At 59.2% G+C, this 14,185-nt stretch carries 12 protein-coding genes and 1 pseudogene; 9 read left to right on the top strand and 4 right to left on the bottom strand.

Going from position 1 to position 14,185, the window contains the following annotated elements:
- Positions 1–22 precede the first annotated feature (22 nt).
- Together FHX09_RS26610 and rpmG are read left to right on the top strand one after the other, a co-directional pair.
- Positions 23–1,210: an MFS transporter gene (locus tag FHX09_RS26610; protein ID WP_007789726.1), complete on the top strand. Its 1,188-nt coding sequence runs from the start codon at positions 23–25 to the stop codon at positions 1,208–1,210.
- A gap of 93 nt (positions 1,211–1,303) precedes the next feature.
- A complete protein-coding gene (gene rpmG / locus FHX09_RS26605) occupies positions 1,304–1,471 on the top strand; it encodes a 50S ribosomal protein L33 (RefSeq protein ID WP_003587245.1) in 168 nt (55 codons plus the stop codon).
- A gap of 704 nt (positions 1,472–2,175) precedes the next feature.
- On the opposite strand, the gene FHX09_RS26600 is transcribed toward rpmG, so the two are convergent.
- Together FHX09_RS26600 and FHX09_RS26595 are read right to left on the bottom strand one after the other, a co-directional pair.
- Positions 2,176–3,546 (bottom strand): PleD family two-component system response regulator, encoded by a 1,371-nt coding sequence (locus FHX09_RS26600; protein WP_132594213.1) that lies wholly within the window; start codon positions 3,544–3,546, stop codon positions 2,176–2,178.
- Between the two features lie 18 nt (positions 3,547–3,564).
- Positions 3,565–3,936, bottom strand: coding sequence for a response regulator (locus FHX09_RS26595; protein ID WP_007531841.1), 372 nt, complete (start codon positions 3,934–3,936; stop codon positions 3,565–3,567).
- Between the two features lie 132 nt (positions 3,937–4,068).
- Between FHX09_RS26595 and FHX09_RS26590 the strand changes: the two genes are divergently transcribed.
- Together FHX09_RS26590 and FHX09_RS26585 are read left to right on the top strand one after the other, a co-directional pair.
- Positions 4,069–4,377, top strand: coding sequence for a DUF3572 domain-containing protein (locus tag FHX09_RS26590; RefSeq protein ID WP_132594211.1), 309 nt, complete (start codon positions 4,069–4,071; stop codon positions 4,375–4,377).
- 2 nt (positions 4,378–4,379) lie between these two features.
- The gene (locus FHX09_RS26585; RefSeq protein ID WP_132594209.1) at positions 4,380–5,051 is read left to right on the top strand and encodes a hypothetical protein; all 672 of its coding nucleotides are present in this window, start codon (positions 4,380–4,382) and stop codon (positions 5,049–5,051) included.
- Here FHX09_RS26585 and FHX09_RS26580 read toward each other — a convergent pair.
- Complete coding sequence (locus FHX09_RS26580; RefSeq protein WP_132594207.1) at positions 5,026–5,613, bottom strand: GNAT family N-acetyltransferase; 588 nt, start codon at positions 5,611–5,613, stop codon at positions 5,026–5,028. The genes FHX09_RS26585 and FHX09_RS26580 overlap by 26 nt on opposite strands.
- A gap of 45 nt (positions 5,614–5,658) precedes the next feature.
- Here FHX09_RS26580 and FHX09_RS26575 point away from each other — a divergent pair, with 45 nt between their 5' ends.
- Both FHX09_RS26575 and FHX09_RS26570 read left to right on the top strand, forming a co-directional pair.
- Positions 5,659–6,978, top strand: coding sequence for a DNA polymerase IV (locus tag FHX09_RS26575; protein ID WP_183722934.1), 1,320 nt, complete (start codon positions 5,659–5,661; stop codon positions 6,976–6,978).
- A 94-nt stretch (positions 6,979–7,072) separates the two neighbouring features.
- Positions 7,073–8,308 carry a L,D-transpeptidase family protein gene (locus FHX09_RS26570; RefSeq protein ID WP_183722932.1) on the top strand — a complete coding sequence of 412 codons (1,236 nt, stop codon included), beginning with the start codon at positions 7,073–7,075 and terminating at the stop codon, positions 8,306–8,308.
- Positions 8,309–8,310: 2 nt separating this feature from the next.
- Here FHX09_RS26570 and dnaE read toward each other — a convergent pair whose 3' ends face one another.
- The gene (gene dnaE, locus FHX09_RS26565; protein WP_132594201.1) at positions 8,311–11,808 is read right to left on the bottom strand and encodes a DNA polymerase III subunit alpha; all 3,498 of its coding nucleotides are present in this window, start codon (positions 11,806–11,808) and stop codon (positions 8,311–8,313) included.
- 303 nt (positions 11,809–12,111) lie between these two features.
- On the opposite strand from dnaE, the gene FHX09_RS26560 reads away from it, so the two are divergent.
- From FHX09_RS26560 to FHX09_RS26550, 3 genes and pseudogenes are all read left to right on the top strand, one after another.
- Positions 12,112–12,696, top strand: a complete 585-nt coding sequence (locus FHX09_RS26560) for a hypothetical protein (protein WP_132594250.1) — start codon at positions 12,112–12,114, stop codon at positions 12,694–12,696.
- 69 nt (positions 12,697–12,765) lie between these two features.
- Positions 12,766–13,230 carry a DUF5680 domain-containing protein gene (locus FHX09_RS26555; RefSeq protein WP_132594199.1) on the top strand — a complete coding sequence of 155 codons (465 nt, stop codon included), beginning with the start codon at positions 12,766–12,768 and terminating at the stop codon, positions 13,228–13,230.
- A gap of 142 nt (positions 13,231–13,372) precedes the next feature.
- Positions 13,373–14,185 (top strand): annotated as a pseudogene (locus FHX09_RS26550) (ISNCY family transposase); the annotation flags it as partial.

Here is a 14,185-nt window from a genome sequence, read left to right as displayed (position 1 = left end):
GCAGGTCTCTAAGGATGCGTATATGTCTCAGCCGCGAAACGGCACAGCAGCAGGCGATGTCGAAGAAATTCATTGGCCTTCGCTGGTGGCAGCCGTCTCGTCCATCTCCGCTGTCGGCATAGCAATCGGCCTCGGGCTTCCGCTTCTCAGCATCATTCTCGAAAAGCGCGGCATTCCGTCGACGCTTATCGGATTGAACACCGCGATGGCCGGGGTTGCCGCGATGGCGGCTGCGCCCATCACCACGAAGCTGGCGCACAAATATGGTGTCGCCCCGACCATGATCTGGGCCGTCGTGATTTCAGCGATCAGCGCGCTCGCCTTCTACTACGCCCAGGATTTCTGGATGTGGTTTCCGCTGCGTTTCGCCTTTCACGGCGCGACAACGACGCTGTTCATCCTGTCGGAATTCTGGATCAACGCCGCCTCGCCGCCTTCCAAGCGCGGTTTCGTGCTCGGCATCTATGCCACTGTCCTGTCGCTGGGGTTTGCCGGCGGACCGCTGCTCTTTTCGATTCTCGGCAGCGATGGCATCCTGCCGTTTGCTGTCGGCGCCGGCGCCGTTCTGCTGGCAGCCATTCCAATCTATATCGCGCGGTATGAGAGTCCGGTCCTCGAAGAGAAACCCGAGCTGCATTTCATGCGCTACGTCTTCCTGGTGCCGACAGCAACAGCTGCCGTCTTCATCTTCGGGGCCGTCGAAGCCGGTGGTCTGGCGCTGTTCCCTATCTATGCAGTGCGCGCCGCCTTTACCGAATCGCAGGCAGCCCTGCTGCTGACCGTAATGGGAATCGGCAACGTGATCTTCCAGATTCCCGTCGGCCTACTTTCGGACCGCATGAAGGACAAGCGTCCGCTGCTGGCCGCCATGGCCTTCATGGGCCTGATCGGCTCCCTGATGCTGCCGGTCCTCGTGCACAGCTGGATTCTGATGGCGACGGTTCTCCTCTTCTGGGGCGGCTGCGTTGCGGGACTCTATACGGTGGGCCTCAGTCACCTGGGCTCGCGCCTGACCGGCTCCGACCTCGCGGCAGCCAACGCGGCCTTTGTGTTTTGCTATGCGGTTGGCACAGTGGCCGGACCGCAGGTCATCGGCGCGGCCATCGACGTTGCGGGCAACAACGGTTTTGCCTGGGCGATCGCTGGATTCTTCGGGCTTTATGCCCTGCTTTCCGCCGTCAGACTGCTTTTCCTCCGAAAGCGGGCTTGACTTTTCGGGCTGGATTCGTAGTTTCGCGCCAGAATTTGCCGTGGAGCCTATCCGGCCTGCCACGGCTTTCATTTTATTAAAGGCAGGACGACCATGGCCAAGGCTACCACAATCAAGATCAAGCTGCTGTCGACGGCCGACACCGGTTTCTTCTACGTCACGACGAAGAACAGCCGTACGATGACCGACAAGATGACGAAGACCAAGTACGACCCGATCGCTAAGAAGCACGTCGAGTTCAAGGAAACCAAGATCAAGTAATCGCTTGATCTGACGTCTTCAAAAAGGCGCGCGCCTACGGGCTGCGCGCTTTTTGTTCGCCGGCTTTATTGTCTGATTTCTGATGCCTGAAAACAGAAACGCCGTCCTCCCGAAATGGGAAAGGACGGCGTTTTCTTGAAAGGGGGTCGACCGGCAAGCAACGCGGCACGAGGAACCGCTAAATGTTGCAAACCAGCCGACCGACCCCACGACCCAGGAGATGCGGCGGACCTGAGCATCATGGGGTATCTCAGACTCCTCACGGGGAGTGCTTATCTCTTATGGTTCGATAATTTGCTCGAAAATGAAAGAAAATCAACAAATTCTTAATGGTTAGATCTCCGAGGTTGATTCTATGGTTAAAAGTACGGCTTTGGGACAGTTTTTAGAGCTTCGAGTCGCCTCCAATAGCAAGAATAGCGCCAAATTGACAAAGAATGGCGAAACTATAGGTCAATAGTATTAGCTTGCGCCTTTACGCCTCGAAACTTGGTTATCACAGCTACTTGCGAAATGTCGCCTAAATCTGATTGATCCTCACATTTATCACTGAGCCCGTACCGCATCTGCTTGGCGCGCTATCGAGAGCCAACAAATGTTCAGGTCAAATGGCCGGCTTTGCATTCAAGTTACTTGGCTGCCACGCGTCGGCAGGCATGAATCGGGTAGCTGTGGATGACCCAAATGCTTCATAGAAGTGTTACTCAAGCCGCGGCGACGACCCGATTGCGACCGCCCGTTTTTGCCTCGTAGAGCGCAAGATCGGCCTGCTTCATCAGCTGCCCCGGCGTAACGACCGACGAGATTCGCGACGAGATGCCGAAGGAGGCAGTCACGCTCAACTCCTGCCCCGATGACTTCAGCAGGAACGGTGTCGTTTCGACCACAGAGCGCAATCGCTCCGCGACGGTTGCGGCCACCTCGGGCGAGGTATCGGGCATGACCACCACGAATTCCTCACCGCCGTAGCGGCAGGCAAGATCGGCGCCGCGGACGGTGGAGCGAATGCGGTTCGCAAACTCCCGAAGCACATCATCCCCGGCATCATGCCCATAGGTGTCGTTGACCTGTTTGAACCGATCGATATCGGTGATCAGCACCGATAGCGGGCGGCCCCGCGCCATTGAGCGATTGAACAGCGTGCTCAGGTGATTATCCAGGTAGCGGCGGTTGCTGAGCCCGGTTAGCGGATCCGTGACGGCAAGCTCGATCGTCTGCTTGACACTCGCGCGTAGGCGATCGTTGTAGTGCTTGCGGCGAATCTGAGTGAGGCTGCGCGCCACCAGTTCGTTGGGATCGACCGGCCGAACGATATAGTCGTTGACGCCGAGTTCCAGCGCCCGGATCACCATGTCGTCATCGCCCTGCTCCGTGATGATCAGGAGCGGCAGATAACGCGTGCGCTCCAGAGAGCGAAGCTGTGAACACAGACGCAGGGGATCGTAGTCGTCGAAATTGGCGTTGATGATGACGAGCTCAAAGGGATTTTCCGACGCCTCGAAAAGAGCCGCCTGCGGATCCGAGATCGCGCAGACGTCGGCGATAGGCTTCAGTGCCTTGATGATGCGTTCCTGCGAATTGGCGCGCCCGTCGACGAGCAGGACCTGGGCAGATTCGTCGCCCCGTCCCTCGCCCGAGCGTAGCAGTTCGTCGATTCCCATCGTATGGGCGGTGTCAGAGCGAATCCGTAATTCGTCGCTGAGCGTCTTCAGCCGCAAGAGGCTCTTCACCCGCGAGATCAATTGAAGGTCATTGACCGGCTTGGTGAGAAAGTCATCGGCGCCGGCCTTCAGGCCACGCACGCGGTCGGCCGGCTGATCCAAAGCCGTCACCATGACGACGGGTATATGCGAAGTCTTTGGGTTGGCTTTCAGGCGCTCGCACACTTCGAAGCCGTCCATTCCAGGCATCATGATATCGAGAAGGACAAGATCGACCTGGTTCCGCTCGCAGATTGCCAGGGCCTGATAGCCGTCGCCGGCGGTCAGTACGTCGAAATACTCGGCGACTAGCCGAGCCTCAAGCAACTTGACGTTGGCCGGAATATCATCAACCACCAGAATGCGCGCAGTCATAGGCTTCTTTCCGATGCGTCAGGCATCGCCCAGATAGGTCTTGATCGTCTCAATGAATTTAGGAACGGAAATGGGTTTGGAGACATAGGCCTCGCAGCCGCCCTGGCGGATGCGTTCCTCGTCTCCCTTCATGGCAAATGCTGTGACGGCGATAACGGGAATGACGTGCAGATCATCGTCTTCCTTCAGCCATTTCGTAACCTCGAGACCGGAAACCTCAGGTAGCTGAATGTCCATCAGAATCAGGTCCGGCCGGTACTTGCGCGCGAGATCGAGCGCCTCCATGCCATTTCGGGTCTGGATCGTCGTGTAGCCGGACGCCTCAATAAGGTCGCGAAAGAGCTTCATGTTGAGCTCGTTGTCTTCTACAATCATCACCTGTTTGGGCATGACACGCGTCCTACGTCCGTTCTGGTACCGCTTCCCCGCAAGAAGAAGACTTATGCGGCGGCTTGGTTCCATAGAACCGATGGCGGCACACTATCGCTATTTGGTTGAAAAATAGGTAATTTACCCAGAGAAATGCAAAGCAACTTCAAGACTTCGAAACAACTCGCGGCCGATCCACAGCTGACCGCAATCTCCGTTCTCACCTGGCTTGCCAACGAACCGGAACTGTTCAGTCGTTTCCTCGCGTTGACCGGCGTCGAACCGGCGCAAGTCCGCCACGCGATCAGCGATCCTGGGTTTATTTCCGGCATGATGGACTTCATCATGCAACACGAGCCGACAGCGATGGCCTTTTGCCAGGCGACCGGCACCGCGCCCGACGCATTGAATGCGGCATGGCTGCACTTTTCGCCGCCGGGACTTGGCTCGGGAGAATATTGAGCATGGATACTGCTACCAACATCAGCCAGGTGCGCCTCGGCGACCGGCCTTTGGTCGTCTGCGACATCGACGAAGTGGTTCTCGAGTTCCTCACTCCCTTTACCGCTTTTCTGCGCTCGCACAGTTACGACCTCCTGCCACGGTCGTTCCGCCTCTACGGCAATATCGTCTCTTTGCTCGATGGCAGCGAGTTGGATAAAGCAGCCATCGATTCGTTTGAGGAAGTATTCTTCGCGAACCAGCACCTCTGGCAGAGGCCGGCGGAAAACGCGGTCGAAACGCTGCAGGCGCTCTCGGCCGACGCCGACATCGTCTTCTTGACCGCAATGCCACCTCGGCACCACGGTATCCGACGAGAATTTCTCAACCAGCTCGACCTCTCTTTCGACCTGATCGCCACGGAGGAGCCCAAGGGGCCCGTTGTCGCAAGGCTTCATGATCGGCGAAGCCTGCCTGTCGCCTTCATCGATGATATGCAGCGCAATCTCCTTTCCGTTGCCGATCATCTGCCTGAGTGCCTGCTCCTGACCATGATGGCCAACGCGGATTTCAAGCCGTTCGCACTACCGCCGGTTGGAAACATCGTGGCGGCCACTGGCTGGGACCATGCCGCAGAGCTGCTAAGGGCACATTTCGCGGCCGATGCCCTCACGAGCGCAAATCCAGCCGCATGAGCGGCCGGCCATCCTTTCGCTTTGCCACGGTTTCAAATCCAGCCGCATCGAAGATCGCAGTCGACCCCGTACAAAGCGTCACCGACTTCGATTGCTTGACGTGGTCGATCGGACAGCCTTCAAGGTAGCGAGCGCCGTGACGCCGCGCATGATCGATTGCACCGGCAAGGAGACGATGGCTGAGCCCCTGCCCCCGCAAATGCGCGAGCAGGAAAAAGCAGCTTACTGCCCAGAATGACGGATCGTGAGCATCGCCTTCCTCCACCGGTCGGGACACCGTTCGCGGCGAATTAAATTGCGGCACGTCGTGCCGGGATCCGACTTGGACCCAAGCGATCGGCTCGTCATCAGCATAGGCCAGGATGCCTGGCGGCGGACCGACGGCTATCCGGCCCTGCATGTGCGATTTTCGCTCTCCCGGCCCCATCTTCGCTCGCACGGCATGAGGCAAACGGAGCGCAACGCACCAGCAGTCATAGAAGGCTCCACGAGGACCGAAGAGCCGTTCGAAGTCACCCCACCGGTTCGCGGTCACCGGCTCGAAACGGAGATCGATATCCAATGCAATCCTCCTCGCCTCTCTTGAGACTCAAAAGTTTAGAGGCTAATGTTGCAATGTTCAATCTTTGTTCTCGTCATGACACCTGTGTACGCCAAGACACCCGGCTTCTGTCGCGACTGCCTTGCCGAGCAGAAGGCCGAAACGCGCCGCTGCGCGGCGTGCGGAAGCCCTCGTCTCGTGCGGCACAAGGAACTGTACGAGCTGACGCTGGCGCACATCGATTGCGACGCCTTCTACGCAGCGATCGAGAAGCGCGACAATCCTGAGCTCGCCGACAAGCCTGTCATCATAGGCGGCGGAAAGCGCGGGGTGGTCTCGACCGCCTGTTACATCGCGCGCATCCATGGCGTTCGTTCGGCGATGCCGATGTTCAAGGCCTTGGAGGCCTGCCCGCAGGCAGTGGTCATTCGGCCCGACATGGAAAAATATGTCAAGGTCGGACGCGAGGTCCGCACCTTGATGCAGGAACTGACGCCGCTGGTTCAGCCGCTTTCGATCGACGAGGCGTTTCTGGAACTCGGCGGCACCGAGCGGTTGCATCACGATCCGCCGGCGCGCACGCTTGCCAGGTTCGTCCAGCGCATCGAGAAGGAGATCGGCATAACCATCTCCGTCGGCCTTTCCTACTGCAAGTTTCTCGCCAAGGTCGCGTCCGACTTGCAAAAGCCCAGAGGTTTCTCGGTCATCGGCCGGGAAGAGGCCGTCTCCTTCCTTGCCCCGCGGCCGGTGACGACGATCTGGGGCGTGGGGAAGGCATTTGCGGCTACGCTCGAGGCTGACGGCATCCGCACCATCGGCCAGTTACAGGGGATGGAGGAAAACGACCTCATGCGTCGATATGGCAGCATGGGGCAGCGGCTGGCGCGCCTTTCGCGTGGCGTCGACGACCGCGAAGTCCATCTGAACGATGCGGCAAAGAGCGTTTCGTCCGAAACGACCTTCTTTGATGACATTTCCCGCTACGATGAACTCGTTCCGATCCTCCGCAGTCTTTCGGAGAAGGTCTCCTGGCGGCTGAAGAAGCACGACATTGCCGGCCAGACGGTGGTTCTGAAAATGAAGACGGCGGACTTCAAGTTGCGCACTCGCAATCGCAAACTCGAAGACCCGACCCAGCTTGCCGACCGGATCTTCCGCACCGGGCTGGAACTTCTCGAGAAGGAAACGGACGGTACGAAGTTTCGCCTGATCGGGATCGGCGTGACCGATCTTTGCGACCCCGCGCGCGCCGATCCACCCGACCTTATCGATGCGCAATCCGGCCGCAGGGCAGCCGCCGAAGCGGCAATGGACAAGCTGCGCGACAAGTTCGGCAAAGGCACCGTCCAGACCGGATATACGTTTGGCGGCAAGCGCGAACACTAATATGTGAGCCTGCCTCAAGGTCCGCTATTTCAAGTTTTCCTTAAGCTTCGCCGATTAGGCTGGTGTTTCAAGTATTGCGTACCGGTTGAGTCATATGTTGTCGCGTCTCGTTTTTGTCCTCGGCCTGCTGTCGGCCACCGCACTCGTGCACCCCGCGCTCGCGGCGGATGCACGCACGCTGCAGATCTTCGTATCGAAGGATGCGCAGTCGCTCACACTCTATGACGGCGCCGAGGTCGTGGCGACCTCGAAAGTCTCGACCGGAAAGCCGGGCCATGCAACGCCGAGCGGCATCTTTTCCGTTATCGAGAAGCGGCGATATCACGAGTCCAACCTCTATTCGGCGGCTCCGATGCCCTTCATGCAGCGGCTGACCTGGTCCGGCATCGCGCTTCACGAGTCGGACTCCGTGCCCCGGTACCCGGCATCGCACGGCTGCGTCCGCATGCCGTCAGCCTTCGCCAAGCAGCTTTATCAGCTGACGGAGATGGGCGTTCCGGTTATCATTACCGATGGCGAACTAACGCCTGAACCGATCGATCATCCGACGCTCTTCCGGCCGGACATGCCAGAGCCCGCAGCGTTGCTTTCCGACGCGGCTTTGCGGCCGGCGATCGGCCAGGCTCCCGTTCAGGTCGCGATGAACGACGTCGCGCTACCGGCTGCCCAAACGCCGGCGGCAAGAGCGCCCGCGAACGACACGCCGATCCGCATTCTCATCACGCGCCGCAGTCTGCGCGAGGAGGTCATCGACCTTCAGACCCACCTCAATGAGCTCGGATTTGCCGCAGGTGGACCCGACGGCTTGCTCGGCTCGGCAACGCTGCAGGCGATCAGCGATTTCAAATTGAAATATCCGGTTGAGCCCACGGCAGACAAGTCACCAACGAGTGACGCACTCACCAAGGCGGTTTATGCCGCGGCCGGGAAGGGAACGCCGCCGAACGGCGTCATCATGATCCGCCAAGGTTTCCAGCCTGTTCTTGAAGCGCCGATCTCGATCGAGAACCCTCGCCTTGCCCTCGGCACGCATTTCTTGATGGCACGCAGTATCGATTTCGAAACCGGCTCGGCAGACTGGATGGGTGCGACGCTTCCAAATACACTCTCGCGCGCAACCATGACGCGGCTTGGAATCAGCAGCCTCGAGAGCTCGATCATATCAGGCACGCCGATCGCCAATGCTCTGAGCCGTATCGATATTCCCGATGAGACGCGGCGAAAAATCGACGCCATGCTGACCCCCGGCTCGACACTGACGATTTCCGACACCGGCCTCGGACTCGAGACCGGCAACGGAACCGACTTCATTACCCTAACAAGGGGCTGACGTCAGACCAACTCGACGTCAACGACGCCAGGTGCCGCACGAAGGGCCGCGGCAATCTCGGGCGTGATGCGATATTTTTGCGGAAGCTCGACTTCCACCTCGCGTTTGCCCTCCTCCTTAATCACGATGAAGGAGACGAGGCCATCACCCTTGGCATTGAGGTGCGCCGCGACCGCGCGAAGCGGCCCGGAATCGCGCACGTAGACGCGCAGAGCCTTCTGCATCTGCAGAGACTTCTCCTCAAGCGACTGTATGGTCTGCAGCCGAAGGCCGACACCTTCCGGCCGCTCCTCCCCGGTCGCGGTGATCACGAAGGACTTTCCGGATTCCAGCACATCGCGGTACTGGTTCAGCATCTCGGAAAACAGCACGGCTTCGAACTGACCGGATGAATCCGAAAACACGATGATGCCCATCTTGTTGCCGGTCCTCGTCTTGCGCTCCTGCTTGGAAATGACGGTGCCCGCAAGGCGTCCGTTGCTTGCTCCCTGCTTCACTGCCGCCGAAAACTCGGCGAAGGTCTGCACGCGCATCTTCTGCAGAATGTTTTGGTAGCTATCGAGCGGATGCGCGGTCAGGTAGAAGCCAAGGACCTGGAACTCCTTAAGCAGCTTCTCGGAGGCCAGCCACGGCGAAAACGGCGGCAGCGAGATTTTCTCGGGGCCTGACGAAAGAGCGCTGCCGAAGATATCCGACTGGCCGCTCAGCTTGTTTTCGTGTGCACGCTGGGCATAGCCCATGATCCGGTCGAGACCACCTGCCAGTTGCGCGCGATCGAGCCCAAAGCAATCGAAAGCACCGGCGAAGATCAGGCTTTCCAGCACGCGGCGGTTTACCTGTCGCGGATCGATGCGCAGGCAGAAATCTTCAAGGCTCGCGAATGGAGTGTCGCCACGAACCTCAACGATATGATCGACAGCCGATTCGCCGACACCCTTCAGCGCCGCCAGCGCATAATAGATCCTGTTGTCGCCGGTTTCGAAGTGGCGAAACGAAGTCTGCACCGAGGGTGGGATCACCTCGATGTCGAGGCGCTTGGCGTCCTGGCGGAAGTCGTTGACCTTTTCGGTGTTCGACATATCAAGCGTCATCGACGCGGCGAGGAACTCGACCGGATAATGCGCCTTCATGTAGGCGGTCTGATAGGAGACGATCGCGTAGGCGGCGGCGTGCGACTTGTTGAAGCCGTAGTTCGCGAACTTCGCCAGAAGCTCGAAGATGTTGTCGGCCTGCGGCTTCGACACTCCGTTCTTCACGGCACCATCGACGAAGCGCTCGCGCTGTTGGTCCATCTCGGCCTTGATCTTCTTACCCATGGCGCGGCGCAGAAGGTCGGCCTCGCCAAGCGAGTAGCCGGACAGGACCTGGGCGATCTGCATCACCTGCTCCTGGTAGACGATAACCCCCTGCGTTTCCTTCAGCAGGTAGTCGATCGTCGGATGGATCGATTCTATTTCTTCCTCGCCGTGCTTGCGGGCGTTGTAGGTCGGGATGTTCTCCATCGGACCGGGGCGATAAAGCGCCACGAGCGCGATGATGTCCTCGATGCAGTCTGGTCTCATGCCGATCAGCGCCTTGCGCATGCCCGCACTTTCAACCTGGAACACGCCGACCGTTTCGCCGCGCGAGAGCATTTCGTAGGTCTTCTTGTCGTCGAGCGGGATCGAAGCGAGATCCACCTTGATGCCGCGTTTGGCGACAAAATCGACGGCGACCTTCAGCACCGTCAGCGTCTTCAGGCCGAGGAAGTCGAACTTGACGAGGCCGGCTTGCTCGACCCACTTCATGTTGAACTGGGTGACCGGCATGTCGGAACGCGGATCGCGATACATCGGCACCAGCTTCGACAGCGGGCGGTCGCCGATGACGATACCGGCGGCGTGCGTCGAGGCGTGGCGGTAAAGGCCCTCGATTTTCTGGGCGATATCGAGCAGGCGCGCGACGACCGGCTCCTTGCCGGCCTCCTCCTGCAGCTTCGGCTCTTCCTCAATCGCCTTCGACAGTGGCGTGGGATTGGCTGGGTTGTTGGGAACCAGCTTGCAGATCTTGTCGACCTGACCGTAGGGCATTTCCAGCACACGGCCGACGTCGCGCAGTGCCGCGCGCGCCTGCAGCGAACCGAAGGTGATGATCTGCGCCACCTGCTCGCGGCCGTATTTGCGCTGCACGTAGCGGATCACCTCTTCGCGGCGATCCTGGCAGAAGTCGATATCAAAGTCGGGCATCGAAACGCGTTCCGGATTGAGAAAGCGTTCGAAGAGCAGCGAGAAACGCAGCGGATCGACGTCGGTAATCGTCAGCGCGTAGGCAACCAGAGAGCCCGCACCCGAGCCACGACCCGGACCGACGGGAATGTCATGCTGCTTTGCCCATTTGATGAAGTCCGAAACGATGAGGAAGTAGCCCGGAAACTTCATGCGTTCGATAACGCTGAGCTCGAATTCCAGGCGCTCGCGGTAGTCCTTCTCCTCGTAGCCGGGCGACATGCCGAGCGTGGCGAGGCGATTGTCCAGCCCTTCCTCTGCCTGCCGGCGCAGTTCGAGCGCCTCTTCGCGTTCCGCTTCCTCGGGATCGGCCGTGGCGCCCGTGAAGCGCGGCAGGATCGGCTTGCGCGTCTTGAGTATGAACGAGCAGCGGCGCGCGATCTCGATGGTATTTTCCAACGCTTCCGGCAGATCCGCAAACAGCTTCGCCATCTCGGCGCGGCTCTTTAGGTAGTGATCGGGCGTCAGGCGGAACCGCGTATCGTCCGAAACGATGGCGTTGTGGGCCACCGCCATCAGGGCGTCGTGGGCATCATAGTCGTCGCGCGTCGGGAAGAATGCTTCGTTGGTGGCGACCAGCGGCAAATCATACTCATAGGCAAGACCGATCACCTTCTGCTCATGGCGTTTGTCATAGGTGCCATGACGTTGCAGTTCGACATACAGTCGGTCGCCGAAATGCCGCTTCAGCAGCAGAAGGCGTGCTTCCGCCTGAGCTGTATGGCCGTCCTTCAGCGCCATATCGATCGGCCCCGTCAAGGCACCGGTCAGAGCAATTAGGCCGTCGGTTCCGATCTCATCGAGCCAAGAGGCACAAATGTGTATCGACTGACCGCCCTCACCGCCGAGATAGGCCCGACTGACGAGATCCACCAGCCGCTCGTAGCCGGCCTCGGTCGCAGCCAACAGTACCAAAGACGGGAGCTTGACGAGCGCCTGCTGGCCGCCACGCCGTTCCGTCTCCAGGCCGTCTTCCATGTCGATCGAGACCTGGCAGCCAATAATCGGCTGCAGTCCTTCATCCACCGCTTTCTGAGAAAACTCGAGGGCGACGAATAGGTTGTTGGTGTCGGTGATCGCGATCGCCGGTTGGCTATCGCCCGACGCCTTGTAGAGGATCTTCTTTAGCGGCAGCGCGCCTTCAAGCAGCGAATAGGCCGAGTGGACCCGAAGGTGAACGAAGCCGGGCGTACCGCCGATGAAACCGCTTACCGCGTCTTTCTCCGCACCCGCCATGACATGCCTTCCGATCACCTGAATCAATCAGAGCTATTCTCAGCATTGAGGGGTCGATGTCCAGAGAAGGGAAGCGTTCAGACCGCATGGCGGTCATGCGGTCCCCGTAATTCTTACATTGCCATGCAGATCAGCGAGAAGCTGGCAACGAACATTGCGATGGAGGTGAATGCTGCGATATCACGGATCATGTCAGTCATTTGGCTCTCCTGTTCTCTTATGTTTTTATTTTGTTCTCCTAGTGTTCTATTGTCAACAGGATTCTTTTCCGCTCTGCTGGCGGTGTGGCGACGGGAGAAAAGCATGTTTAAGTTTGTATTAATTGCTGGATTGGCTTTATCGGCGGCGTTTACTGCCAATGCCGAGCAGATTGATGCTGCGCGCATCGTCGATGCTGCGACCGGTGATTGGGATGGCGACGGGGGAATGGATCTTGCACTGTTAGTCGCGCCAGCAGGCAGCGCCAGCGACGACCAGATCGGCATATACATCTATCTTCGCGACAGCGACCACGAGCTCTTGCGACTTTCGCTGAGTGCGCCAAACAAGATTTGGGGCAGCACCAGCGCTGAGGGCGTCTTCGGACAGGAACCGTCGTTGAAAGCCGTCGGCAAATCCTCGATCGCCGTACACTCACAAAACAGCGCCATCGGCCGTGATCGCTGGGACCAGACGCTGACGGTTGCCTATCGGAACAAGCAGTTTGTCGTCGGCGGCTTCACCTACAATCACTACGACACGCTCGACCCCAATGCCGGCGGTTCCTGCGACTACAACGCCTTGACCGGCAAGCTGCAGAAGAACGGCAAGGACGTCAAAGCCGAACCCCGCACCATACCGATCGCCCAGTGGAAGGACGACACAGGACAAGCAATCTGCGGGCAATAGCTTTGTTCCTATTTTGTTCTTTACAATTGGCACCATTATTGAGAGGCTGCCGAGCGGGAGGGCGAAGATATGGATATCGCCGAATTGAACCGCTTTATCGTCGAGGCCAAGGCCAATACCTATGTCGGCGGTGGAATTCCTTCGTCTGCCTGCCGGACGGGATCGCATGACATCGGCTATCAGCGCGGCCCGTGGCGCTATCTCGACAGCTACTTCGGCGGAACGGATTTCGCGGGGCAGGAAGTGGTGTGGCTGGACAGCGAACCGATCTGGGCGATGAACTATTTCGGCCGCATCGTTGAGCATTCGCTGATCGACGGAGAGCGAGCGGGGACCGTCATCAAGGCTGCGCTGTCGAAAATGTATGCCGAATACCGACGCTTTCTCGGCGGCATGGAATTCGAGCATGCCTTCGGTTTCTATGCCGATCAAAGCACCGGCGACTGCAGCCATTTCAGCGGCCGCGAAGTAATCGTCGTGAACGAGCGCCGGGCTTACGAACTCGATTATCAAGGTGGGCTCATCCACTCCTAGCTAGCGCCCGTCCGTAAACGGTAAACTGCTGAAATTATTAGATGAATCGTGATATCTGCGCGGGCAAAGCCCGGCGGTTTCAGGTATACTTTAGATCAAGCTACTGATTCTAAAGACAAACCCGTAACCGCCGGAGCCGACAATGCGCCAAGAACGCACGGTCCAAGCCAGTGTATTCGATCTTTTCGCGAACACGAGATCGGTCGTGAACTGAAGGCGATGTCGCAATGGCTGGATGATGATCGCGATCTGCTCGGGCTGGTGACGCGGGACCTGCGCCGGCATGGTCTCAAGGAGACCGGTCGCGAGGGGCTGCCGGCCGAGGGCTGTGCCTCAAGCAGCATCGCCAGTTGAGTTATCAGGAACTGGCCTTCCATCTCGAAGACTCCGCCTCGTTTCGGGCGCCTTTGCCCGGCTGCCGTGGGGGTGGATTCCGAAGAAGTCGGCCTTGCACAAGACGATCAGCGCGATCCGGGCGCAAACCTTTGAAAAGATCAACCAGGTGCTACTGGCGAGCGCCCGGCAGGAGAGGCTGGAAAGTGGCAAGGTCGTGGGTGTGGACAGCACCGTCACGGCCGCACTGATCCACGAGCCGAAGCAGCCTGTTATGGGACGCTGTCCGGGTGATGGTGCGGCTGTTGCAGCAGGCCGATGCACAGGGTCGTGCCATCCCATGGCGCGACCACTGCCGCGCGGCAAAGAAGCAGGCTCGGGCGATCGAATATTCCCGCGGCCGCCCGAAACGGATCAAGCACTACCGCACACTGCTCAAGATCACGCAGACAACCTTGAGTTATCTGCAGCAGGCGAGTGAACAGTTGCCCCTGGCGGCGGGCCCGGCGGTTGACCTCTGGCAGGCGCAAGTCCGCCACTATAAGCCGCTGATCGAACGGATCATCGCCCAGACCGAGCGGCGGGTCCTGGCCGGCGAGGCGGTGCCGGCTGGCGACAAGCT

It is taken from the genome of Rhizobium sp. BK538 (assembly GCF_014197575.1).
GTDB lineage: Bacteria > Pseudomonadota > Alphaproteobacteria > Rhizobiales > Rhizobiaceae > Rhizobium.
Note: the sequence above shows the minus strand (reverse complement) of the source record. Positions and strands in the feature narration are given on the sequence as shown.

What these genes read in the sequence shown, in the direction of transcription:
- FHX09_RS26610 (WP_007789726.1), top strand. Translation starts at nt 23, where the DNA reads ATGTCTCAGCCGCGAAACGGCACAGCAGCAGGCGATGTCGAAGAAATT.
- FHX09_RS26570 (WP_183722932.1), top strand. Translation starts at nt 7,073, where the DNA reads ATGTTGTCGCGTCTCGTTTTTGTCCTCGGCCTGCTGTCGGCCACCGCA.
- dnaE (WP_132594201.1), bottom strand. Translation starts at nt 11,808, where the DNA reads ATGGCGGGTGCGGAGAAAGACGCGGTAAGCGGTTTCATCGGCGGTACG.
- FHX09_RS26595 (WP_007531841.1), bottom strand. Translation starts at nt 3,936, where the DNA reads ATGCCCAAACAGGTGATGATTGTAGAAGACAACGAGCTCAACATGAAG.
- FHX09_RS26555 (WP_132594199.1), top strand. Translation starts at nt 12,766, where the DNA reads ATGGATATCGCCGAATTGAACCGCTTTATCGTCGAGGCCAAGGCCAAT.
- FHX09_RS26590 (WP_132594211.1), top strand. Translation starts at nt 4,069, where the DNA reads ATGCAAAGCAACTTCAAGACTTCGAAACAACTCGCGGCCGATCCACAG.
- FHX09_RS26575 (WP_183722934.1), top strand. Translation starts at nt 5,659, where the DNA reads ATGTTGCAATGTTCAATCTTTGTTCTCGTCATGACACCTGTGTACGCC.
- FHX09_RS26585 (WP_132594209.1), top strand. Translation starts at nt 4,380, where the DNA reads ATGGATACTGCTACCAACATCAGCCAGGTGCGCCTCGGCGACCGGCCT.
- rpmG (WP_003587245.1), top strand. Translation starts at nt 1,304, where the DNA reads ATGGCCAAGGCTACCACAATCAAGATCAAGCTGCTGTCGACGGCCGAC.
- FHX09_RS26600 (WP_132594213.1), bottom strand. Translation starts at nt 3,546, where the DNA reads ATGACTGCGCGCATTCTGGTGGTTGATGATATTCCGGCCAACGTCAAG.
- FHX09_RS26560 (WP_132594250.1), top strand. Translation starts at nt 12,112, where the DNA reads ATGTTTAAGTTTGTATTAATTGCTGGATTGGCTTTATCGGCGGCGTTT.